General features: G+C 49.1%; 23 protein-coding genes. 13 read left to right on the top strand and 10 right to left on the bottom strand.

Annotated features, from left to right (window positions below; genetic code table 11):
• Positions 1–103: 103 nt before the first annotated feature.
• The 4 genes from D5E69_RS22130 to D5E69_RS22115 all read right to left on the bottom strand — a co-directional run bounded on the left by D5E69_RS22130 (position 104) and on the right by D5E69_RS22115 (position 3,035).
• Positions 104–607 (bottom strand): hypothetical protein, encoded by a 504-nt coding sequence (locus D5E69_RS22130; protein WP_053429840.1) that lies wholly within the window; start codon positions 605–607, stop codon positions 104–106.
• A 416-nt stretch (positions 608–1,023) separates the two neighbouring features.
• Positions 1,024–1,566, bottom strand: a complete 543-nt coding sequence (gene lepB / locus D5E69_RS22125; RefSeq protein ID WP_048013926.1) for a signal peptidase I — start codon at positions 1,564–1,566, stop codon at positions 1,024–1,026.
• Positions 1,567–1,743: 177 nt separating this feature from the next.
• Positions 1,744–2,133, bottom strand: coding sequence for a MerR family transcriptional regulator (locus D5E69_RS22120; protein WP_053073072.1), 390 nt, complete (start codon positions 2,131–2,133; stop codon positions 1,744–1,746).
• A 5-nt stretch (positions 2,134–2,138) separates the two neighbouring features.
• Positions 2,139–3,035, bottom strand: coding sequence for a DMT family transporter (locus tag D5E69_RS22115; RefSeq protein WP_159130270.1), 897 nt, complete (start codon positions 3,033–3,035; stop codon positions 2,139–2,141).
• Positions 3,036–3,322: 287 nt separating this feature from the next.
• Here D5E69_RS22115 and D5E69_RS22110 point away from each other — a divergent pair, with 287 nt between their 5' ends.
• The 7 genes from D5E69_RS22110 (at position 3,323) to D5E69_RS22080 (ending at position 11,712) form a co-directional block, all read left to right on the top strand.
• Complete coding sequence (locus D5E69_RS22110) at positions 3,323–4,174, top strand: PRD domain-containing protein (RefSeq protein ID WP_048013928.1); 852 nt, start codon at positions 3,323–3,325, stop codon at positions 4,172–4,174.
• Between the two features lie 104 nt (positions 4,175–4,278).
• Positions 4,279–6,177, top strand: a complete 1,899-nt coding sequence (locus D5E69_RS22105) for a beta-glucoside-specific PTS transporter subunit IIABC (protein WP_159130269.1) — start codon at positions 4,279–4,281, stop codon at positions 6,175–6,177.
• A gap of 66 nt (positions 6,178–6,243) precedes the next feature.
• A complete protein-coding gene (locus tag D5E69_RS22100) occupies positions 6,244–7,710 on the top strand; it encodes a glycoside hydrolase family 1 protein (protein WP_159130268.1) in 1,467 nt (488 codons plus the stop codon).
• 157 nt (positions 7,711–7,867) lie between these two features.
• Positions 7,868–8,299, top strand: a complete 432-nt coding sequence (locus tag D5E69_RS22095; protein ID WP_048004661.1) for a hypothetical protein — start codon at positions 7,868–7,870, stop codon at positions 8,297–8,299.
• Positions 8,300–8,481: 182 nt separating this feature from the next.
• Positions 8,482–9,063: a biotin transporter BioY gene (locus D5E69_RS22090; RefSeq protein WP_048004662.1), complete on the top strand. Its 582-nt coding sequence runs from the start codon at positions 8,482–8,484 to the stop codon at positions 9,061–9,063.
• A 100-nt stretch (positions 9,064–9,163) separates the two neighbouring features.
• Complete coding sequence (locus tag D5E69_RS22085) at positions 9,164–10,624, top strand: AMP-binding protein (RefSeq protein ID WP_159130267.1); 1,461 nt, start codon at positions 9,164–9,166, stop codon at positions 10,622–10,624.
• Positions 10,621–11,712 carry an acetyl-CoA C-acyltransferase gene (locus tag D5E69_RS22080; protein WP_159130266.1) on the top strand — a complete coding sequence of 364 codons (1,092 nt, stop codon included), beginning with the start codon at positions 10,621–10,623 and terminating at the stop codon, positions 11,710–11,712. The genes D5E69_RS22085 and D5E69_RS22080 overlap by 4 nt, the downstream gene beginning before the upstream one ends.
• 45 nt (positions 11,713–11,757) lie before the next feature.
• On the opposite strand, the gene D5E69_RS22075 is transcribed toward D5E69_RS22080, so the two are convergent.
• From D5E69_RS22075 to D5E69_RS22060, 4 genes are all read right to left on the bottom strand, one after another.
• The gene (locus D5E69_RS22075; RefSeq protein WP_063191858.1) at positions 11,758–12,237 is read right to left on the bottom strand and encodes a DUF2798 domain-containing protein; all 480 of its coding nucleotides are present in this window, start codon (positions 12,235–12,237) and stop codon (positions 11,758–11,760) included.
• 129 nt (positions 12,238–12,366) lie between these two features.
• Positions 12,367–13,629 carry an Nramp family divalent metal transporter gene (locus D5E69_RS22070; protein WP_159130265.1) on the bottom strand — a complete coding sequence of 421 codons (1,263 nt, stop codon included), beginning with the start codon at positions 13,627–13,629 and terminating at the stop codon, positions 12,367–12,369.
• A 227-nt stretch (positions 13,630–13,856) separates the two neighbouring features.
• Positions 13,857–15,254, bottom strand: coding sequence for an MATE family efflux transporter (locus D5E69_RS22065; RefSeq protein ID WP_249931536.1), 1,398 nt, complete (start codon positions 15,252–15,254; stop codon positions 13,857–13,859).
• 29 nt (positions 15,255–15,283) lie between these two features.
• Positions 15,284–16,111, bottom strand: a complete 828-nt coding sequence (locus D5E69_RS22060) for a MerR family transcriptional regulator (RefSeq protein WP_048013934.1) — start codon at positions 16,109–16,111, stop codon at positions 15,284–15,286.
• 190 nt (positions 16,112–16,301) lie between these two features.
• Between D5E69_RS22060 and D5E69_RS22055 the strand changes: the two genes are divergently transcribed.
• Positions 16,302–16,646, top strand: coding sequence for a helix-turn-helix transcriptional regulator (locus D5E69_RS22055; RefSeq protein ID WP_231579058.1), 345 nt, complete (start codon positions 16,302–16,304; stop codon positions 16,644–16,646).
• A 95-nt stretch (positions 16,647–16,741) separates the two neighbouring features.
• Positions 16,742–17,011, top strand: a complete 270-nt coding sequence (locus D5E69_RS22050) for a hypothetical protein (RefSeq protein WP_063191859.1) — start codon at positions 16,742–16,744, stop codon at positions 17,009–17,011.
• A gap of 71 nt (positions 17,012–17,082) precedes the next feature.
• On the opposite strand, the gene D5E69_RS22045 is transcribed toward D5E69_RS22050, so the two are convergent.
• A complete protein-coding gene (locus tag D5E69_RS22045) occupies positions 17,083–18,264 on the bottom strand; it encodes an MFS transporter (RefSeq protein WP_063191860.1) in 1,182 nt (393 codons plus the stop codon).
• Between the two features lie 241 nt (positions 18,265–18,505).
• Here D5E69_RS22045 and yeiL point away from each other — a divergent pair, with 241 nt between their 5' ends.
• The 4 genes from yeiL to D5E69_RS23750 all read left to right on the top strand — a co-directional run bounded on the left by yeiL (position 18,506) and on the right by D5E69_RS23750 (position 20,811).
• Complete coding sequence (yeiL, locus tag D5E69_RS22040) at positions 18,506–19,180, top strand: transcriptional regulator YeiL (protein ID WP_063191861.1); 675 nt, start codon at positions 18,506–18,508, stop codon at positions 19,178–19,180.
• Between the two features lie 14 nt (positions 19,181–19,194).
• Entirely contained in the window at positions 19,195–19,791 is a 597-nt protein-coding gene (locus D5E69_RS22035; RefSeq protein ID WP_159130264.1) for a hypothetical protein, read from the top strand.
• Between the two features lie 214 nt (positions 19,792–20,005).
• On the top strand, positions 20,006–20,611 hold the full coding sequence (locus D5E69_RS22030) for an MBL fold metallo-hydrolase (protein WP_249931535.1): 606 nt from the start codon (positions 20,006–20,008) through the stop codon (positions 20,609–20,611).
• A 17-nt stretch (positions 20,612–20,628) separates the two neighbouring features.
• On the top strand, positions 20,629–20,811 hold the full coding sequence (locus D5E69_RS23750; RefSeq protein ID WP_249931534.1) for a hypothetical protein: 183 nt from the start codon (positions 20,629–20,631) through the stop codon (positions 20,809–20,811).
• A gap of 19 nt (positions 20,812–20,830) precedes the next feature.
• Here the strand turns inward: D5E69_RS23750 and D5E69_RS22025 are convergent, their stop codons facing one another.
• A complete protein-coding gene (locus D5E69_RS22025) occupies positions 20,831–21,049 on the bottom strand; it encodes a hypothetical protein (RefSeq protein WP_048004674.1) in 219 nt (72 codons plus the stop codon).
• Between the last annotated feature and the right edge of the window lie 141 nt (positions 21,050–21,190).

Raw genomic sequence — 21,190 nt, 5'->3', positions numbered from 1 at the left:
AAAACCGCCTTTCCGTTAATGGGAAGGCGGTTTTTTTCGTTTGCCAAGTCGAGAAGCATTTCATTAGCGAAGGGCGGTGAGGTATGAAGCGAATGAGTTAGGATCATTTATACTTTATGGATAGCCGCTTGAAATGAACGTCAAAGAATGATAATAGTTCCCCGATTGATTCAGTGTCCTTAGCAAGAGAAAATTTTTTATAATGGTTTGTTCCGAGCGCATAATAAAAATAATATTCGTCTTCAGTCGAGACAATGTGCATTCGATTACGCGGGTCCAATACCACTTGGCCTTCTCCGATAAATATTCTGTCGTTTTTAAAATCTAATTCAACATGGTACGTTGTGACGCCTCTCTTTTTCAAAGCTCTTAATTTAGCAAATCCATCTATCTTGGGTATTATTGGTATAAAGAGAATGAATATCCCTTCTATAATAAGGAAAGCTCTTAATTTCCCAGTGAAATCGTCATTTAAAAAAAACACTACACTACAAATTGGAATAACGAGAAGGACAACAATGAAAACGATTGTTTTGTAAATAGGATCATATTTTTGTAGATTGGATAATCTCTTTTTTGTAATGGGATTTTCAAAGGTTTTTCTCAATTCTTAGGCCCTCCCATTTAGTAGAATGTGATCCCTGAACTATTTTTCCTCTTTGGTATCTATTTTTATGTGGGGATATGTACTAAATAAGTGGTTCATGATTTCTTCTACTTTAACAACTTCCGTTTGTGACATGGGAGCTATACAAAAAGAGGGGGAGTATAACTCTGTTCATGTTTCCTCATTATGTATGTAATGTCAATTATTATATATAAGGTTAACATAAATAGTAATGAGTTAAACACTGGTTATAGGGATCTTAGTACTTCAAAATGGACGACTTATAGGACATCAAAGATCATATAGTGGTTACTCAAGTTGATCTCCTCCATTAAGCTATTGGTATGAATGTCACAAAGATAAATGAGAAAAAACCCTGAATGTCCCATGGGGGATTTTCAGGGTTCCTACGATCATCAGTTATGAATAATCTTAAAATCCTTAAACGGATAGTAGATCAAGTTCGTTTTCCCCACGATCTGATCCATCGGGATGGCTCCGATCATGCGGCTGTCTTCGCTGTTCTGGCGGTTGTCCCCCATGACGAAGACGGTGCCTTCCGGGACGGTCTTTTGGCCGACTGCCGTATCTTCAAGCTTGAACGGTTCGGTCAGGTCGCCTGCCCTGGCCATTTTTTGATCGTCGAGGTAGGGTTCATCATAGGCCTTGCCATTGACGTAAAGTGTGTCATTTTTAAATTCGATCGTATCACCGGGCAGCCCGATGACGCGCTTGATGTAATCCTGCTGCTCATTGGCATGGAACACTACGATATCGAATCGCTTCGGATCCCCGATCTTGGTTACGATCATCCGGTCTTTATCCTGAAGGGTCGTATTCATGGATGCCCCTTCAACCACGATCGGGGTGATAAGGAAGGAACGGGCGATGACCACCAGGATGATGGCGATGGCCAGTGCCTTGATCCACTCCAGGGATTCACTTTTTTTCTTCGTCACAGGTTCAGTCTCTCCTCTCCATGTCCTCACTCTGGTTTCGAGTGCGGGATGGTCTATCTTCATTCATTCTACCACTTCTTCCATGATTCCTTCTAATCCTATCAGGCTATTTTGCTCATTTTCCATTATTAACCTAAGAATGTGGTCTGAACGATCGTGGCGGATCTGGGAGAGAAACTATTTTATCAATCCTTCATAGTGCCTGATCTTTTCCTCGCTAGCCTGGATGATCTTCTCGATTTCCTGCTTCTGCAACTCCATGAGATGGATGTGTCTATGAAGGATCGCAATTTTCTTCTGTACGGACTTACGGTATTCATCGTTTTTTTTCTCCCTATTGGGAAGGGCAATCTTTCTCGCCTTCACGATATCGGTCATCTCCTCTATGGATAGACCCGTGGACTTCAGGCTTGAGAGGAGGAGAAGCGTTTCGATGTCTTCGTCGGTATATACCCTTCTGCCGTTTTCAAGTCTTGACGGCGGCGGGATGAGCCCGACTTTTTCGTAGTAGCGCAGTGTATCCCGGGAGAATCCCGTTTTCTCAGAGGTTTGTCCGATTGTATACATAGCTATCACCCTTTCAATGGTTTCTTTTTGGGCAAGGATGTGAACAGGATACCGAGGCAGACGAATAGCGCCCCGATGATGACATTCCGGGTAATCGCTTCATGAAGCTGAATGGATCCGAATATCAGTCCGAGGATCGGCACCGACATCAGGGAGATGGAGGCGATCGAAGCCTCGATATTCCCAAGAACCCAGTTCCATCCGACGAATGCGACGGCCGTACCTAGTATGCTGCTATATAAAAGGGCCAGCATGGAAGGCATATGGATACTCAGATGGGCAATTTCATGGTGTTCTTTCAGCAGGGAGATGATAAGGAGAATGATTCCCCCGTCAATCAGCTGCCATAGGGTCATTTTGATCTTATCGTGATCACGCCCGATTTTCTTCGTATACACATTGGCTGAAGACCAGAAGAAGACCGACACGACGATGACGATCTCGCCAAACAGGGCAAGATTCCAAGACAGATGGAGAAGCTTTGGCCCGATGATGGTTGCCAGTCCTGCTGCACCGACGATCAGCCCGAATCCCTTGAGCCAGTTCAGGCGCTCATTCAGGAAGAAGTGGGCGAGTATGCTGACGATGATCGGCATCGTATAGACGAGGACGGAAGAAATGCCCGAATCGACAAATTGGATCCCGTAGGTGCATAGGGCGTAATAGCCTACGCACATGAGCATGCCGAGGGCGAAGAATCTGCGCCACTCATTTCCTTTTGGAAGGATCGGTTTCCTTCTTATGATTAACACCGTGATGAGGACCAATGCACCGATGAACAGTCTCAGGGTCGTAAAGAAGAACGGAGGGATGTCTTGAAGTCCCACCTTCATGCTTACCCATAAATACCCCCAAATGATGCTGATGACTCCAATCATGCTGATGACTTTTATGTTTTTCATTTAGAAACAACTCCTTTACAGTGTCAGCCACCTCAGTGGCACGGGAACCATCCTATAATCTGGAGTTGACTCCAAGTCAAGCTTTTGTGAGGGTGGTAGATTATGGAGGTTGTTATAGCAGTTCAAAACTATTGACATCGTTTTCACAAAGCAGTATAGTATGAGTACAAAGTCATATCAGGATTGTTACTGACTCGATCAGGCATTACCTATGTTAAAAGCACAAAGGTTCACTGTGTGTTTTTAAGATAGGATTTTGTTGTTTTAGGGGATATGGAGGACGTTCCATGAAATTTTCAAAGGCATTCAATAACAACGTAGCATTGGTAGAAGATCCATCAGGGACTGAGTGGATTGTGATGGGGACGGGCGTAGGATTCCAGCGGAAAAAAGGGGATCCCATTCCCGAAGAGAATATCCGGCGCAAATTCGTCGCCGAGCAGTCATCGACCCGCAGACCATTGATGCAGGTGTTGGATGAAATTGATTCCGAGGTCCTCGATGTTTCAGTGGAAATCATCAAGAATGCAGAGGCGGAGCTTGGGGTCACATTCAATAATAATATTTACCTCACCCTCGCCGATCACCTGAATTTCGCTGTCAAACGGGCGAATGAACGGGTGGACTATCCCGATACGAACCGGTGGGAAGTGAAGAATCTTTATCCGAAGGAATACGCAGCGGCGAAAAATGCCATCCGGCAGGTGTTCGACAGGCTGGATGTGCTGCTTCCGAAGAGTGAAGAAACCTTCATCACCTATCATTTTGTCAACGGGCAGCAGGAACGCAAAACCGATATCGAAGAAACACTCAAGATGACAGAAGTGATCAACCGGATCATCGAGATCGTCCAGTATCACTTCCAGGTGAAGCTTGATGAGGATTCCCTCAATTACACCCGCTTCATCACCCATCTGCGCTACTTCTTCATCCGGCAGTTCAAACAGGAACAGGGCGACCCCGAAGAAGTCGATGTCACCTTACTTGAGGTCGTGAAGAACAAATATGAGAAAGCCTACAGGGCAGTGGAGAAAATCTCCCATCTGCTCCTCAAGCAGTACGGCTGGACGCTGTCCTCGAATGAGATCCTGTATCTCACGCTTCACGTGTGGCGCGTCACCAACCAATCAGCTAAATAGTTTCATGGTGGATTGTTACTGATTCGATCAGGCATTACCCAAATGGATTTGGCCAAAGAGCCGATTCCGTTTGGGTATTTTTTTTGGACAAAAAGGGGGAACGAATGATGGCAAAGAAGTATAGAGAATTAGCCGAACAAGTAGTTGAAAACATCGGAGGCGGAGGGAACGTCGATCAGGCGTGGCACTGTGTCACCCGGCTCCGCTTCAATCTTCATGACAAAGAAAAGGTCAATATCGATACGATCAAATCAATCGACGGGGTGCTTGGCGCCCAATTCTCAGGTGATCAGTTCCAGGTGATCATCGGGAATACGGTCTCGGATGTTTTCGAGGAGGTCGAGCCGCTTGTGGGCGGATCCGGGGGTGCTCCGGAACGCAAAGGACAGAAACAAGGTGCGTTGTCTGCAGTCATGGACTTCATTTCCGGTATCTTCACTCCGATCCTGCCGGCCCTTGCCGGTGCGGGGTTACTGAAAGGGTTCCTGGCCCTGTTTGTTACAGTCGGATGGCTGAAGGATACCGGAGATACGTATGCAGTCCTTAATGCCATAGGAGACAGCGTGTTTTATTTCATGCCGTTCTTCCTGGCCGTGTCTGCAGCCCGCAAGCTGAAGACCAATGAATACCTGGCTCTTGCCGTGGCCGGAACGCTCATGTATCCAACATTTATGAATGCGGCCAACGGTTTTACCGACGCGAAAAGCTTTACCTTGTTCGGTGCAGATTTCATCTCGATTCCCGTACTGAGCTATGCATCAAGCGTCGTACCGATCATCCTCGGCGTCATTTTGCTGAAGTACGTGTACAACTTAGTGAAAAAAGTGATCCCATCTGTCATTTCACTCATGTTCTCATCAATGATCACTTTGTTGATTGTCATGCCTCTTACCCTCTGGGTGATCGGCCCACTTGGAACCAACCTAGGAAACGGCTTATCTGATATCTTCCTATGGCTCTTCACGCATGCAGGTCCTGTCGCAGGTGCGTTAATGGCCGGATTGATGCCATTGATCATCATGACTGGTATGCACTATGCATTCGTTCCGATTGCCATCCAAAACCTGACCATATACGGCAATGATGCTGTCCTGCAGCCAATGATGTTCATCAGCAACCTTGGACAGGCCGGCTCCGCGTTCGGTGTGGCCGTGCGTACGAAGAATAAGGCACTCAGGCAGATGGCAATCTCAGCGGGGATATCCGCAACCATCGGGATCACCGAGCCTGCCATGTACGGGGTCAATATGAAGCTCAAAAAGCCATTTGCGTACGCGCTGGGTTCCAGTGCCGTCCTCGGGGCATTTGCCGGCTGGTATGGCTTTAAAGCCTTCGCACTCGGCGGACTTGTGGGGGTATTCTCCCTCCCGGTCTTCGCAGATCCGAGCGGTGCATCGGCTGCGATCATCATTGCCATCATCCTGTTCGTCCTCTCGATCCTCCTTCCGTTCATCCTTGTCCTGATCCTTGGGTTTGAGGATATCCCGGAAGACGGTGCGGCTGTGAAAGCAGATAGTGAGCCGAAACAACCGGTTGCTACTGGTAAACAAGGAAGCATCCAGTCTCCTCTTGAAGGGACCATTGTTCCACTGAAGGACGTATCCGATCCAACCTTTGCTGAAGAAATCATGGGAAAAGGGATTGCGATTGAACCATCTGCCAACCGTGTCGTGGCGCCGATCAGCGGGACGATCATGGTCCTTGCCGACTCCAAGCATGCCATCGGGATCAAGGGGGACAACGGGGAAGAAATCCTCATCCACATCGGGATCGATACGGTTTCCTTGAAGGGTGAGCACTTCAAGGCCCATATCGCTACGAATGATCGGATCGAAGCCGGACAGGTACTCGTCGAGTTTGATCGTGATGCCATCAAGGAAGCGGGCCTGGAGGCGGTCACCATGGTGATCATCACCAATACCGCCGATTATCTCGATGTGCTGCCCCTGAACGAATCCGGCCCGATCTTTGAAGGGGAACAACTGCTGACATTAGTGAAGTAAGTATCGCTTGGAGGCTGCAGAGCAGCAGTCTCCAAAGCATTCCATTATAGAAAGGGACGATGAAACATGACGAAAACAATAACAGGATTCAAACCAGACTTCCTATGGGGCGGAGCGACAGCTGCGAATCAGGTGGAAGGAGCCTACAATCTTGATGGTAAAGGTCTTTCGACAGCTGATATGGTCCCTCATATCCCGAAGGAAAAGCGCGGACTCAACGTGAAAATGGACGTGACTTCCCAATACATCGAGGATGTCCTTGCGGGCAAAATCGACGATCGCTTCCCGAAACGTGACGGAATCGACTTTTATCACCGCTATAAAGAAGATATCGCGTTGTTTGCCGAGCTTGGCTTCAAAGTATTCCGCCTCTCCATCAACTGGGCGAGGATCTTCCCGAACGGCAACGATGCCGAGCCGAATGAAGCAGGCCTTCAATTCTATGAGAACGTCTTTAAGGAACTGAAGAAATATGATATCGAGCCGCTCGTGACCCTGTCCCACTATGAGACACCACTAGAACTTACGCGCAAATACAACGGCTGGTACAGCCGCGAAGTCATCGACTTCTACGTCCGCTACGCCGAAACGGTGTTCACCCGCTATAAGGACTACGTGAAATACTGGCTGACGTTCAATGAAATCAACGTGATCACGCACAGCCCGTACACCGGTGGAGGGGTCCTCATCGATCGCCTCCCTGAGAAAACAAGCGATCAGATTGCTTACCAGGCTGCCCACCATCAATTTGTGGCGAGTGCATTGGTGACGAAGCTTGCCCATGAGATCATCCCGGGTTCACAGGTGGGCTGTATGCTTGCCCGCATGCAGACATATCCTGTCACGAATCATCCGGATGATGTCCTTAAGGCACAGCGCATGAACGACCTCAACCTGTTCTTCACCGACGTCCACGCTAAAGGGGAGTACCCGTCCTTCATGAACCGATACTTCGCTGAAAACGGCATTGAAGTCATCAAGGAAAGAGGAGACGACGAGATCTTGAAGCAGTATCCGGTAGATTTCATCTCGTTCAGTTATTACATGTCCATTTCCGTGACAACCCACGGTGAATTCGAAGCAACGGCTGGAAACCTAGTAGAGGGTGCAGTGAAGAACCAATACCTCGAATCATCCGACTGGGGCTGGCAGATCGATCCAAAAGGCCTCCGCGTGGCTCTTCAGGATTTCCAAACCCGCTACGGCAAACCGCTCTTCGTCGTGGAAAATGGTCTTGGAGCGTACGATACGGTTGAAGAGGATGGTTCCATCCACGATCCGTACCGCATCGACTACCTTCGTCAGCATATCGAGCAGATGAAGGAAGCTGTGAAGGACGGTGTCGACCTTATGGGCTATACTGCTTGGGGACCAATCGACCTTGTGAGCATGTCCACTTCAGAAATGTCCAAGCGCTACGGGTTCATCTATGTAGATCAAGATGACGATGGAAATGGTACTCTGAACCGTTCCAAGAAAGACTCCTTCGCCTGGTATCAAAAAGTGATTGAAACGAATGGTGAAGAGCTATAATGTTTACCGGACGGCAGATGACTCTGCCGTCTTCTTTTTTGGATTTCATATGAATATAAATACCTACTATTAAATACCTAAAAAGATTGAATAATATTCCTTTTTGTCGTATTCTAGTCAATGGTTTAAAAATAGAGAGTAGAATGGGAGATTCAACATGAAAAAACTACTATATGCACTGATGGCCGGTCTAGTTTTACTGACAAGTGCCTGTTCCATTGGGAGTTCACCTGATAAGGCAGTCGAAGTGCTTTATAAGGCCGCACTTAAAAACGACGAAGAAACCTATAATAAAATTGTCGGGGGTAACAGCGATCTTGTTGGTTCAATCGATATGGTTGCAGAAATGGTCCGTGATATGGGCGGGGTCGAGAAGTTGAACTTCGAAACCATCAAAAAAAAGAATCTGCTTAAAGAGATTGAGGAAGATCTTGATGAACAATACGAGAACCCTTGGGAAGTCGTCATGGTAAGTCGGAAATCCGAGGATGAGGGCAAAGAAGTCATGATTTGGGTCATGGAAAAAGTGGACGGAGATTATCTCGTAGGAGAAGTCGAGTCCGACTACAAAGAGGATGTATTAAAATAATTGATTGTTTGTGCGCCACCGGACAGTTTCTGATCAGGAGCTGTCCGGTGGTTTTTCGTTTAGCAGCTTCTCTGATCAGATGAAATTATTTATATGTAAACCTATTATAAAATAAAGTTGACATAAATCACCCCAGTGTCTATGATAAAACTATCAAATGACATAAAACAGGTGATCATCATATGAAAATCAGAGAAATGACATTAGTGGCGGTCTTCGCGGCCGTAATGGGCTCATTCGGGTTGATCCCGTCCATCGCCCTTAGCTTCACCCCGGTTCCCCTTACTCTTCAGACGATGGGTGTGCTCCTGTCGGGAGGTGTCCTGGGGGCTAGACTGGGCTTTATGAGTCAGGCGGTCTTCCTCCTACTTGTCGCCGCAGGTGTACCACTCCTATCTGGTGGACGTGGCGGACTAGGCGTTTTCGTCGGTCCGAGCGGAGGCTACATCATTTCATGGGCTGTCACGGCGTTTGTCATCGGCTATGTCCTGTCCCTTTTCAAAAAAGTCAGGTTCCACCATGTGCTGCTCGTCAATCTTACTGTCGGCATCTTCCTTATCTACTTGATCGGGATCCCGGTGCAGGCAATGGTCATGGGCATTTCGGTGATGGATACGGTCAAGGTCAGCCTTGCCTACATTCCGGGTGATATCATCAAGGCAGTGGTCGGGTCGATCCTCGTCTACAAGCTCCGCACCCATCCTGTCATCATGCGCTCACTGGGCTCCTTGAAACGGACAGGCAATCTATCGAAAACGGCTTAATCGAAAGGACACACTTGTGTCCTTTTTTGCTTTATAAAGAAGGAATCAGCCATCTATTCCACGAAAGGGTCAAAACAGACCATAGAAAAGGAGAGAAACGATGACGACCATCACCAAGGCGTATTCACAGCACGCAAAAATCAGAGCTGAAAAGACAGCCATCCATACAGAAGATAAAGAGGTTACTTATCGGGAGTGGGCAGAAGCAGTCGAGCGAACAGCAGCGTGGCTTCAGTCCAGGCATTCAGGCAATCGGACGATCGGTATCCTCCTGCCGAACGGGATCGACTTCCTGCAGTTTTTTGCAGGGGCAGCCATGGCAGGATGGAATGCCGTTCCTTATGATATGAAATGGAAGACGCCTGAACTGCAGAAGCGGGTGGCACTCTCCAAACCTTCCATTATTGTCGCGACTGAGAAATCCTTCAATCATTTGAACGAGGTATTCCCGGAGATGAGAAAGGTTGGTGATTGCCTTCAAGAAATAGCGGATACGCATTTCACAACCATCACACCACCTGGAGACAATCCTCCCTTCTATACAGGCTTCACCTCTGGAACGACAGGCAGCCCAAAGGCCTTCGTACGCTCCCATGATTCATGGGTGAAGAGCTTCGAGTGCAGTGTCCATGACTTCGGACTGGATGAAACGGTCCATGCCCTCATACCGGGGTCCCTTTTCCACTCCCATTTTCTCTACGGAGCCATCAGTACGCTTCATCTTGGCGGAACGGTGTATCTATTGGATAAATTCTCTCCAAGTCAGACGATGGAGTGGCTTGGTTCCTGTCCCATCACAGCCCTCTATGTAGTCCCGACAATGGTCGAAGCCTTCCTGAAAGAAGGGCAGAGTGTGGAGAGGACATTCAAGCTTCTTTCCTCAGGGGCAAAATGGACGGAGGAATCAAAGGCGAAAATCGGGATGATGTTCCCCGATATGGAAATGATCGAATTCTATGGAGCAGGTGAGCTGAGTTTTGTCTCCTTTCTAACTGGTCGAGACGGACAATCCAAGACCTCGACTGTCGGACAGCCGTGCCAGCATGTGGAAATCGAAATCCGTGATCGCAGCGGAGGGGTCATCACCTCTCCTGATGAGGTCGGGAAGATTCATGTCCGGAGTCCATTCCTGATCGATGGCTACTATGAAGAGGAAGATGGGACGATTGAAGGGATAAGGGATAAAGACGGATGGGCAACGGTTCATGATATGGGCAAGATTGATAAGGACGGGTTCCTGACCATTGAAGGACGGGAGAAAAACATGATCATGTACGGGGGCATCAATCTATTTCCGGAAGAGATTGAAACGGTCCTTGCCCGCCATCCGGGGGTGGAAGAAGTCGCCGTCATCGGGATGCCCGACACTTACTGGGGGCAGATCGCCGTCGCGGTGGTAGTTGGACATGCGGAGAAACTTGAACTGAAGCGTTTCTGCAAGGATCATCTTGCTGGATACAAAGTACCCAGGCGGTGGCTCTTCGTCCCTTCCCTCCCTTATACGACGAGCGGGAAAGTAGCCAGGGCTGAGCTCCGAAGACAGCTGGAGTCTCCCGTATGAAAAGGGCAGTGATCGTTCATGCGAAGCGCACCCCGATTGGAAAAGCCGGAGGAATCTTGAAGGGGCTGGAGGTACATGAATTGGCGGCTCCCCTTATCCGTCATCTCGCCGGAGGTGCCAAGGTCCCCATTCGTGATGTCATCCTCGGAAACGTGGTTGGTCCAGGAGGCAATGTGGCGCGGCTGGCAAGTCTTGAAGCGGGTATCCCCCTTGCTGTACCGGGAATGACCATTGACCGCCAGTGCAGTGCAGGATTGGAGTCGATCCGCCATGCTTGTCACCTTATCCAGGGAGGGGCGGGGGATGCGTATGTAGCGGGCGGGGCCGAAAGCGTCAGCACCTCACCGTTTCCAAGACGCGCCCGGTTTTCACCGGATGAACTTGGGGACCCGGAGATGCCGGAAGCAGCCGAGCTGGTGGCCGAGCGATTCTTCATTACGAAGGAAGCCCAGGATGAGTATGCCCTCCTCAGTTTTGAGCGGAGCTGGAGTGCCCATGAGAATGGCATGAATCATAAGGAAATCCTCCCCCTTCCCGATGTGGATACAGACGAAGGGCTCAATAAAAAGAGGAATCTTCCTGCGTTGTTGAAGAGGGCCAGGCCCCTCGTCAAACCGGGAGGCACCGTCACGGTCGCGAATAGCTGCGGAATCCATGACGGGGCTGCGGCTGTCCTTGTGATGGAAGAGTCTCTTGCGAGAAAGAAGGGCTTAGAACCCGTATTACGTTTTGTGGACAGTGAAGTCGTCGGGGTTCACCCCCACTTTCCAGGTGCAGGGCCGATCCCGGCGATCAAAGGGATCCTCGAGCGGAATCAGCTTACAATGGAAGACATCGATTTGGTCGAAATCAATGAAGCGTTCGCCTCCAAGATTGTCGCATGTGCCACGGAGCTCTCCATCCCCTATGAAAAATTGAATGTGTCGGGCGGTGCTTTGACGATCGGCCATCCATATGGGGCCTCTGGAAGCATCATGGTGACGAGGCTTTTTTATGAGGTGCAAAGACGGAAGGGTGTCCGCTTCGTGTTAGCGGCCATCGGAAGCGGGGGAGGAATTGGTTTGGCGGTATTGTTCGAGGTTGTTTAATAGGTGTCCCCGCCCATTTCTTTGCAGGGCGGGAATCACGGTGGATCAGGCAGGTGATGTAAGGCGTGGTTTCACTACTTTTGTGAATAATCCCCGTACAAGTGGCCCCATGATGAGTAGCTGTAGCGGCAAGGCCATGATGACATTCTTCCCGGCAATCATGAGGTAGGCTGTGAAGAGGTTTTCTACCTCCAACCCGTGAGCGAAGACGGCTGTCACAAGTCCGAAGAGCGACATGAAGAGAACCATTCCAATGACCATGCAGGATGACATGGCGAGGATCATGTTGATTTTTTTCGAACGGTCGATGGGGAGGCTGAACGCAATCTTCCTGGCCAGGGGTCCGACAACGGCAATATCAAGTACTAGGGCTATGACGAGTCCTATGGCGATTTCGACTACGGAGAACATCGAGAAGTCATGGATGGTTCCGTTAATGACAGCGTTATAGAGTGACATGACGATGACCATTCCGAAGCACATCATCACCCCGAATATGAGACCTTCTTTTTTAGAGCTTGGCATATTGATCATTCCTTCATTTGTAATGAAGCTAAGGATACCAAGGAAGGTTCTTCTTTCGTAAGTGACAGATTTGTGAACAATTTAATCAAGGAAAAAGAGCATCCCGGGTGGAATGCTCTTTTTTCGTGGTCAAAGGAATGTATCGATGATCAAGTACCCGTTCAGGAGGATGACGATTCCGCAAATGATCCAGGCAATGGCGGTGGTCACCTTGTGATTCCGCAGTTCGCCCATGAGCTCCTTGTTGCTTGTGAACATGATGAGGGGGACAAGGGCGAAGGCGATACCGAATGACAGGATCACCTGACTGACGACGAGCGCCTTGGTTGCATTGACGCCGGAGATGATGATGATCAGCGGCGGAAGCATGGTGATCGCCCGGCGGAGATACAGATTGATGTGCCTGCGGATGAAGCCCTGCATGACGACATCACCTGTCATCGTTCCTACGGAGGAGCTGGAAAGTCCGGCAATCAGGAGACCGAGACCGAACAGGATGGCGGCGAATGAACCAAGGTTCGACCCGAGTTCGTTGAACATGACCGTCAGATCCTCGATCCGCATGCCTTTCTCGAAGAAAAGGGCTGCTGCAATGATGAGCATGCTCATATTGATGGCACCGGCTACGATCATGGCAATGACGATATCAATGAATTCAAAGCGGAAGATCTGTTTCTTTTCCTTTTCCGAACGTCCGACGATCCGCTTGTTCGTCAGAGCGGAATGAAGGTAGATCGCGTGGGGCATGACGGTAGCCCCAAGGATTCCTGCAGAGAGGATGATGCTCTCTGTTCCCTCAAAGGATGGCGTGACGATCCCCATACCGACAGCTGCCCAGTCCGGCTGGGCGAAAAATGTCTGCAGGGCGAATGCAAGGACGACCATGATGACCATGGCGGAGATCGTCGTCTCGAACGCCCGGTATCCTCTGCGTTGCATTTCCAGGATGGCAAAAGAGGCGATGGCCGTAATGATGGCCGATGGCACCATGCCGATCCCAAAGATGAGATGGAGACCCAGGGCGGCACCGATGAATTCGGCAAGGTCGGTGGCGATGATGACGAGTTCGCTCTGGACCCAGAGGAAGATCGATGTTTTCTTGGAGAACCGGTCCCTCGCAACTTCAGGAAGATTCCGTCCTGTAGCGATGCCGAGCTTTGCTGATAAAGATTGAATGAGTACGGCCATTAAATTGGAAAAGGCGATGACCCACAACAGCTGATAGCCGTAAGTGGATCCTGCTGCGATGTTGGTCGCAAAGTTACCTGGATCGATATAGGCCACGGCTGCGATGAAGGCGGGTCCGAGGAATGGCAGAATCCTCTTCCACCCTTTTACATCCCCTCTCAGGACGGCTTCTGCTGCAGACGTGGTTTTTGTTGACTGCTTCATTTATGTTCACCTGCTTCATGATAGTTAGTTAAAGGTTAAAAAGTTTCCTTAGGTAAAACTTAACGTCATTATATTCCTGCAACCTGAAATTGTAAACCATGAAACCTTGCCTTTAATGAAAGAAAGATGGATTTATTTTTTCACAACCTTCCCGATTACAAACATCTTCCTTTCCGCTTTATGAAAAACAGCCCAAGTCGCTTTCCGACTTGGGCTGTTGTGGTGGTTCATCCGTGGATGGGAAATTTCCCAGTCAGATGCGTTGCCGAGAGGGTTCTCCTTCTGACGAAGAAGAAAAGCAAGGCAGACATCGTCAGTTCTGCAAATGGCAAGGCGAGCCAAACTCCGGTTGATCCCATCAGGGCAGGCAGGACCAGAAGGAATGTGACAAGGAAAATGAATCCCCTCAAGAGGATGATCAGGGAAGACGCCCCGATCTGCCCCGTTGCCTGGAAGTAGGTCATATAGACAAAGTTGAATCCGAGGAAGAGGTACCCCAGGAAGAAGAGGCGAAGGCCTTGGGTGGCCATGGTACGGACTTCCTCCGATTCGATGCCGAATAGGGATACAAGGAGTGGCGCTGCCACTAATCCGATAGTAGTCAATCCGATTCCAAGAATCAGTGCGGCTTTTTCCCCTATCCTCACGCTGTCCTTGATGCGCCCTGTTTCCCTGGCTCCGTGATAGAAGCTGATCATCGGCTGCAGGGCGGCTTCGATCCCGAAGAAGGTGATGAACATGAAGCTGTGAAGATAATTGATGACGGAGAATGCGGCTACCCCTTCCGTTCCGAGGAGATGGACGATCGTCACATTGTAGCCTGCCACAAAAACGAACATCCCCATCTCAGCCAGCAGGCTCGGAAACCCGATGGAGAAGATGTGAAGAAGTCGCTGGAGGCTCCATGCAAATGCCGGCTTCCGCAGAGAGCTTTCTTTTTTCATAAAATGGGTCAGGAGGATTAGGACACCCACTGCTCCCCCTGTGACCGTGGATACTGCAGCACCCGTCACCCCAAGTCCCCAGACGAAAATCGTGAGGTAGTTCATGCCGATATTGACCAGCGCCATGGCGACCAGTGAGATCATGGAAAGAACCGGGCTTCCGTCATTCCGTACAAAGATGCTCAGCACCTGTTCGAGGGCAATGATCCAACCGAAAAGGAACATGACGCTTAAGTATTCATGGGCGAAAGGGGCTGTATCCGAATTCGCTCCAAGCAAGCTCCCCACAGCCTCCATATTCACATAGCCGATGAACCCGAGAAGAACGAGCAGGGTGATGACGGCGGTGACGGAAAGACTGAAGAAACTTCTTGCTGCATAATGATCAGAGCGCCCCAGGTGCATGGAGTAAAGCGTCCCGCCCCCCATCCCGATCCAGAGTGCGATGGCGAATATGAGGGAGAATACAGGAAGGGCCACATTGACGCCCGCAAGCGCAATCTCACCGACGCCGTGGCCGATGAAGATACCGTCGATCAGGATATTGACGGCCATGACCATCAGGCCGAGTATGGACGGGAAGAAGTACCGCAGGAATACGTTCTTCACCGGTTGCTTTAGAAATAGACTGTCTGTCGTTTCCATGATGAATTGACCTCCATTGATGGTGATAGAAGTCATTGTAAACGTTCAAGCAGCTTGAAGGTCAATCACCTTCTTTTCACGGGAACCTGGATCATGGTCAGGTAATCGTTCTCATCCTTGACGACAGATTCATCGAGGATATAGAGCTCGATTGCCTCCCCGTCGACAAGGTAGCCGTGAGTATGGATATGGTCGAGTACGTGCAGATGGGCTTCTTTTATGTCTTCATAAGGCCCCTTATAGGGATAGCAGGCGTATAGACCTCCTCTCAGGAAGTGGGGGGAGGCATGGTCTTCATTCAAGTCGAAGATGCGGCTGTATTTCACCGGTCCCTCTTCCTGTAAGCTCGGATAATCGACGACAAAACCGAGGTCTCCCGTGAAAAATCCATCGTAGACGTGGGACATCTGGGAAATCCTCTCCATATCGCTCAAATGGATCTCATCCATCTTCGCAATCATATCGACCGGTCCTTCATTGTAGTAATACGTGATGGACCGGGCACTGAACTCCTTGATGGTGACAGCCGTCTCCGTCAGCAGGGACAGTCCTTCTTCGATGGTGGTGATCTTGTTCTGGATCTTGCGGGAAATGATCTCCAGGTCCCGGATCTCCTGCCTGGTCTCCTCCAGTTTCCGTTGAAGGAGGTCGAGGGTCCCCTCGGGCGACCGCTTCTCCAGCTGTTCCTTGATATCCTTGATGGCAAACCCGTTCTTCCTCAGGAAGATGATGGCATCCAGCGTGGCAAACTGTTCGATGCCATAGTAGCGGTATTGATTTTGTTCGTCTGTATATTTAGGGCTGAATAAACCAATCTCGTCATAATAGCGAAGCGTCGGTTTTGATAATTTGAAGAGATTGGATATTTCTCCGATCCTCAATCGTTTTCTCATATTCCCTCACCTTTACATAGAAATCGTTTCTTCCATTCTACCCCAAAATCCCGCAATAGAAGGAATATGGAGGAGGAAACAAGAATAAAGCGATAAGGAAGGCAGCTTCGTATGCAACCACAGGTTGCGGACGTTCAACCACTGTCTTCTCCCAAGAGAATGACCGTGGGATTATACTGAATCCATACTAATGAACAGGTGGTTGATGGGAATGGAACTGGCCGGGAATTTAAAACGAAAGCGTGAAGAGTGCAGGCTGTCCCAGGATGACGTGGCTACGCAGTTGAGTATCTCAAGGCAATCGATTTCCAAGTGGGAAACGGGCAAATGCTACCCCGATCTGGATAATCTGATCCTTTTGAGCGATCTGTATAAGATATCACTTGATGAATTGATCAAAGGGGATAAAAGCTTTCAGGAGCGGATCATCATCAGGGAAGCGGGGAGTGTAAGGAGCATGTGGCCCTGGTGGGTGATCTTTCCTGCCTTCGGTATGCTCTATGGACTGGTTTCTATGATTCTGAATCGTCTTTGATCATCTCAAACATGATTCTGGTACAGACGAGTGGATGGGGATAACATCAATCCGTTATACTTGATCAAACGGAAGGCTAAGACGGAGGTGAAATCATGGAACAGTTTGTCAGTCCCCGCAAGATAGTGGCTTCAGTCGGGGCATTCATCTTCGGGGGAATTGCCTTGAATCTGCTTCTTCATCCATTGGGCTCGCATGAGATGATGGGATTCCTTCTCTTTCTGATTACAGGAGCCGTGCTCTATTATGGCCTGCTTGCGTTGCATCGCATCAACAGGATGCTAACGATTGCCCTGTTAGGATTGATCGGAATCGGGAGCATGGTCACGGCCGTGTACCTGCTTCTGCATCCGGTGGCCCATTAGGCTGTTAATTACACACATAAAAAGGAATCCCGCCTCCTCAGGCCAGGGATTCCTTTTTGTAATGCTCTCCGTCAACTTGCCAGGGACGACTGGGCACTCCGGTCGTTTTTCTGTATCTTCCGGTAAACGAGTGCGACGATGAACGAAGGGATCGTGCAGACGATCATCCCCAAAAACGCGTAGCGTGGGTCGATCTCATACAGAAACCCTCCAAAAAGGGTGAAGACTGCGGTGCTCCAGCTGAGGGCGAGGGCGGAATAGATGCCCTGCGCCTTCGGGACGTCCTTCGGTGCGATGTTCTTGATCAGATACTGCATGAACGCATAATGGCCCATGGCAAATGAGCAGGCGTGCAGAAGCTGCGAAACCGAGAACACGGCGACGCTCGGGAAGGCGAAGACAAGGAGCCAGCGGATGGTCGAGCCGAGCGCAGCCGTTGCAAGCATCGTCCCGACAGACACGTTCCGGAATAAGCGGTCTGCCACGAGGAAGAACAGGATCTCAGCGATGACTCCGATGTTCATGATGGCCCCGATCCAGGACTTGGGTGCATCGATTTCCTGAAGGAAGATGTAGCCGTAGTTGTAGTAAGACGCATGGGCCGCTTGCAGCAGGATGACGATGACAAGGACAAGGCCGAAGTGTTTCACCTTGAACAGCTTGAGCATGGCCCCACGGGCGGCCGGCAACGGCTTGGGTTTATTCGACAGAACGTCTGGAGCCTTCAGCATCCCGAGTGCGATCAACAGGAACAACCCGATCAATAAAGCCCATATGATGACACCATCTCCAAGCTTACTTGTGAAAAGTGTGAGGATCAGTCCACCGATGACGAAGCCGAGGGACCCCCAGGAGCGGCTTTTTCCGTAATGCTTCAACTGTCTGTTCTGCACAAGGACACCGGCCGCTGTGTCGAGTGCGGGCATGAGCGTAGGATAGAAGAAGTGCAGCAGCAGGACAACGGCCATGAGAGTCCAGTAGGAACTTGCCGGGATGCAAAGAAGGATGGCCAGGAAGGTCCCGATTCCCATGCCGTTCAAGAGCATCTTGCTGCTGAATTTAGAAGAAAGATAGGGAAAGGCGAACAGGGTGGAGAGCCCGCGAATGACGAGCCCGAGACTCATGATCAAGCTGGCCTCTGCGACCGATACCCCCTTCGAGTTGATCATCCACCCCGTCCAGTACGGCAGGAAGATTCCCCATGTTAGATAAAAAGTGAAAAATTGTCTACTCATCCATCGTTGTGTGTTCATGTCGATTCCTCCATTTGATTGCATCATACCAAGGTGAGTGGCAAAAAAATATGAGAAATCTCACATTCTGAGAAAAACACTTCTTTCCACCCCCATACGACTATGGTAGATTTTAGATATTATCATTGGAGGTGAGAAGAATCGATTTCATACTTGATACGTTAGTGGGAGTTGGACTCGTATTTTTGATCCTGATCACCTTCCTCCTTTATACATTGTGGAGAAAAGGAAGGTAAGTGCCATGAAGAAAATCACAGGTGCGCAAAGACAAGACATCATGAAACGGAATTCCATAGCGTCCTTCTTTTCCTTTCCCATGGACCGGCATCTGGAGGTCCATTTGTTCGAGCGGGATGAATGGGTGATCAGGGAAGGGACAAGGCCAGACTATTTTTATTATGTGATTGAGGGAAAGGCGAAAATCTATGTGACGTATTCCAACGGAAAAGTCTCCCTGATCAATTTTGTGAATGCCCATGACTTCATCGGTGAGATGGAGCTTGTGAACGAAGTATACTATTCCAAAGGGATCCAGGCGCTTACAAGAACGGTTTGCTATGCTGTTCCACTCGAGTCATTCCGAGATCAGCTATTGGAGGATGCCACGTTCTTGAGGGAGTTGACCAGGTTCCTTACGCTGAAGGCGACGGCCATGTCGGCCAAGTATTCTCAAACCCTGTCTTTTCCACTTGAGAATCGATTGGCCGATTTCATCCTCCAGACAGCGGACGGCACCATCTATAAAGAGAAGCATGTGACGGTCTGCGATTTCCTTGGCGTATCGTACAGACATCTCCTTCATGTGCTCTCATCCTTTACAAAAAAAGGATACATCAGGAAAGAAGGGACCCGGTACATCATCACCGATGCCAAGGCACTTGAGGTCCTGGCCGAACTCCTGAGAAATGAAAGCTGAAAGTAGGGAAAACGTTGATCCAATTACTATTTTATTTTGTCATGGTCATGATCGTGGCCTTGTTCCGCTATCTTTTGTTCGATGCTGTTGATCCTGAGCTGTTGGGAGCTGCCCTCCTATTTCCCGTGGGAGCCCTTGTTCTATATGTGCTGACCAAGCACTTCCAAAAAAAGGAGCAGGCGTATGTTCCGAAGGATGTGAAGGGGTGGAGCTTTTATCACCTTCAACGGTCCTTTGCCGTCCCGAAGCCACTATTCGAAGGCGATCAAAAAAGAGGGTATCTTAAGAGATATTACGAAAGCAAAGGCCGTTTTATCATCGGAGAGATGGTCAGTTCCAACTGGTACGTATCTATGGAGATCAAGGTTGATGGGGACCTCTATCAGGTAAAATGGTATCGGGAACGCTGGTTTTCGAGGCAGGAACACTGGGAAATCGTACGGAACGGTGAGTTGATCGGCCAGGCGAGGACGCTGGTGGATCTTAGACGCATAGCCAAACTGAAGGAAGTGATCGAGTTCCACATTGGAAATCGGACGCTCCAGACGGCCGCCAACACGGTCACCTCGACGATAACGGTGACCTCGGGGAGGCTGCGATCGGCACATTGAAGCGGAATCATATCGTGAGTAATGTTTCGGCCATGGAAGTCAGGAACCGTGATCACGAGGCAATGGTGGCTCTTATCCTTCATCATTTTTATTTCAAGTAAGACGGTCCTGTAAGAAGTGGGAAGATTCCTGCTTCTTTTTCACTGAAAAAAGTGAGTGATTATTCATTCATGTGGTACAGTAGAGAAAAGAGAGATGATGGGGAGGGTTCTACGTGCTTTTTAAACAAAATTCATGCCCGAGTGAACAATCAGGCGTTCGATTGTTCGAGTGTAGACAAGAAGCATTCGGGGTTCAGTTGAATTGCTATGCGTTTGCGGCTGGGGATGTCTTGATCGATACCGGCTCGCACTCCTTGCGTCGCCATTTCCGACCGTTTATCGATGAGGTGAATCCGGAATTGGTCATGATCACGCATCATCATGAAGACCATACGGGAAACGCTTCCTATTGCAACAGCAAAGGAATCCCGGTTCTGATGAACCCTCTTTTTCGTAAGGAATGTACGGAAAAAGCAAACTACCCCTTTTATAGACGGATGTTCTGGGGTAAACGTCCTGCATTCCAATCAGGGACACTGCCTGAAGTCATCCATTCCGGACGGGATGTGTTTAAGGTCATCTCCACTCCGGGACATGCCGCCGATCACGTTTCATTCCTGAATGAGTCAACCGGGCAACTATTCTCGGGGATCTCTACGTTTCTCCTAAAACGAAAATTGTACTGCGGGAAGAGAGCATACCTGCCATCATCCGGTCGATCAGGGACATTCTTACGTATGACTTCGACGAGATGTTCTGTTGCCATGCAGGGTATGTAAAGAATGGGAAAAAAGCCATGAAGCTGAAGCTTGAGTACTTAACAAAAATAAAGGAAAAGGTGACGTCCCTTCATCATGAAGGTCTTGGGGTCAATGAGATTCAACAGACCATTTTCCCGAATAAGTATCCGATCATGTCATTTTCCAGAGGAGAATGGGATTCCAAGCATATTGTTTCGTCCATCATCGAAGAATTATAGAGCGGGATGCTTTTCAGGTTTACCATAGGGGCTCTTTCTCTCCGCTCAGTTTGATGATAAAAGGGAATAGAAGAATGGCCACCACACTGATGAAGCCGAGGCTCATCATCCTCTGCGTTTCGGCAGAAATGTATTGGGTGGTACCACAGTGGGGACAGCTTTTTCCTTCTTTGGAGAAACCAAGCTTCCAAATATCTCGTCCCCTCCATTTATTCTGACAGCTTGTACAAGCAGCCATGCTGATCAACTCCTTTTCCTCTTATTTACGTATGGATCAACAAAAAAGTTTCATCGCGAGATTTCTATTTTTACTAAAGATTTACTTTCCTTCCTATTCACTTTAGAATTGAGATATTATAGTGAAGGTTGCTCGTGGCTA

This window comes from Rossellomorea marisflavi (assembly GCF_009806575.1).
GTDB lineage: Bacteria > Bacillota > Bacilli > Bacillales > Bacillaceae_B > Rossellomorea > Rossellomorea marisflavi_A.
The sequence above is the reverse complement of the archived record's forward strand: the minus strand, read 5'-3'. Positions and strand labels throughout refer to the sequence as shown.

Bases quoted from the DNA above. Each gene is read 5' to 3' on its own strand.
- D5E69_RS22120 (WP_053073072.1), bottom strand. From the start codon at position 2,133: ATGTATACAATCGGACAAACCTCTGAGAAAACGGGATTCTCCCGGGAT.
- D5E69_RS22115 (WP_159130270.1), bottom strand. From the start codon at position 3,035: ATGAAAAACATAAAAGTCATCAGCATGATTGGAGTCATCAGCATCATT.
- D5E69_RS22110 (WP_048013928.1), top strand. From the start codon at position 3,323: ATGAAATTTTCAAAGGCATTCAATAACAACGTAGCATTGGTAGAAGAT.
- D5E69_RS22105 (WP_159130269.1), top strand. From the start codon at position 4,279: ATGATGGCAAAGAAGTATAGAGAATTAGCCGAACAAGTAGTTGAAAAC.
- D5E69_RS22100 (WP_159130268.1), top strand. From the start codon at position 6,244: ATGACGAAAACAATAACAGGATTCAAACCAGACTTCCTATGGGGCGGA.
- D5E69_RS22095 (WP_048004661.1), top strand. From the start codon at position 7,868: ATGAAAAAACTACTATATGCACTGATGGCCGGTCTAGTTTTACTGACA.
- D5E69_RS22090 (WP_048004662.1), top strand. From the start codon at position 8,482: ATGAAAATCAGAGAAATGACATTAGTGGCGGTCTTCGCGGCCGTAATG.
- D5E69_RS22085 (WP_159130267.1), top strand. From the start codon at position 9,164: ATGACGACCATCACCAAGGCGTATTCACAGCACGCAAAAATCAGAGCT.
- D5E69_RS22080 (WP_159130266.1), top strand. From the start codon at position 10,621: ATGAAAAGGGCAGTGATCGTTCATGCGAAGCGCACCCCGATTGGAAAA.
- D5E69_RS22075 (WP_063191858.1), bottom strand. From the start codon at position 12,237: ATGCCAAGCTCTAAAAAAGAAGGTCTCATATTCGGGGTGATGATGTGC.
- D5E69_RS22070 (WP_159130265.1), bottom strand. From the start codon at position 13,629: ATGAAGCAGTCAACAAAAACCACGTCTGCAGCAGAAGCCGTCCTGAGA.
- D5E69_RS22065 (WP_249931536.1), bottom strand. From the start codon at position 15,254: ATGACTTCTATCACCATCAATGGAGGTCAATTCATCATGGAAACGACA.
- D5E69_RS22060 (WP_048013934.1), bottom strand. From the start codon at position 16,111: ATGAGAAAACGATTGAGGATCGGAGAAATATCCAATCTCTTCAAATTA.
- D5E69_RS22055 (WP_231579058.1), top strand. From the start codon at position 16,302: ATGAACAGGTGGTTGATGGGAATGGAACTGGCCGGGAATTTAAAACGA.
- D5E69_RS22050 (WP_063191859.1), top strand. From the start codon at position 16,742: ATGGAACAGTTTGTCAGTCCCCGCAAGATAGTGGCTTCAGTCGGGGCA.
- D5E69_RS22045 (WP_063191860.1), bottom strand. From the start codon at position 18,264: ATGAACACACAACGATGGATGAGTAGACAATTTTTCACTTTTTATCTA.
- yeiL (WP_063191861.1), top strand. From the start codon at position 18,506: ATGAAGAAAATCACAGGTGCGCAAAGACAAGACATCATGAAACGGAAT.
- D5E69_RS23750 (WP_249931534.1), top strand. From the start codon at position 20,629: ATGAAGCTGAAGCTTGAGTACTTAACAAAAATAAAGGAAAAGGTGACG.
- D5E69_RS22025 (WP_048004674.1), bottom strand. From the start codon at position 21,049: ATGGCTGCTTGTACAAGCTGTCAGAATAAATGGAGGGGACGAGATATT.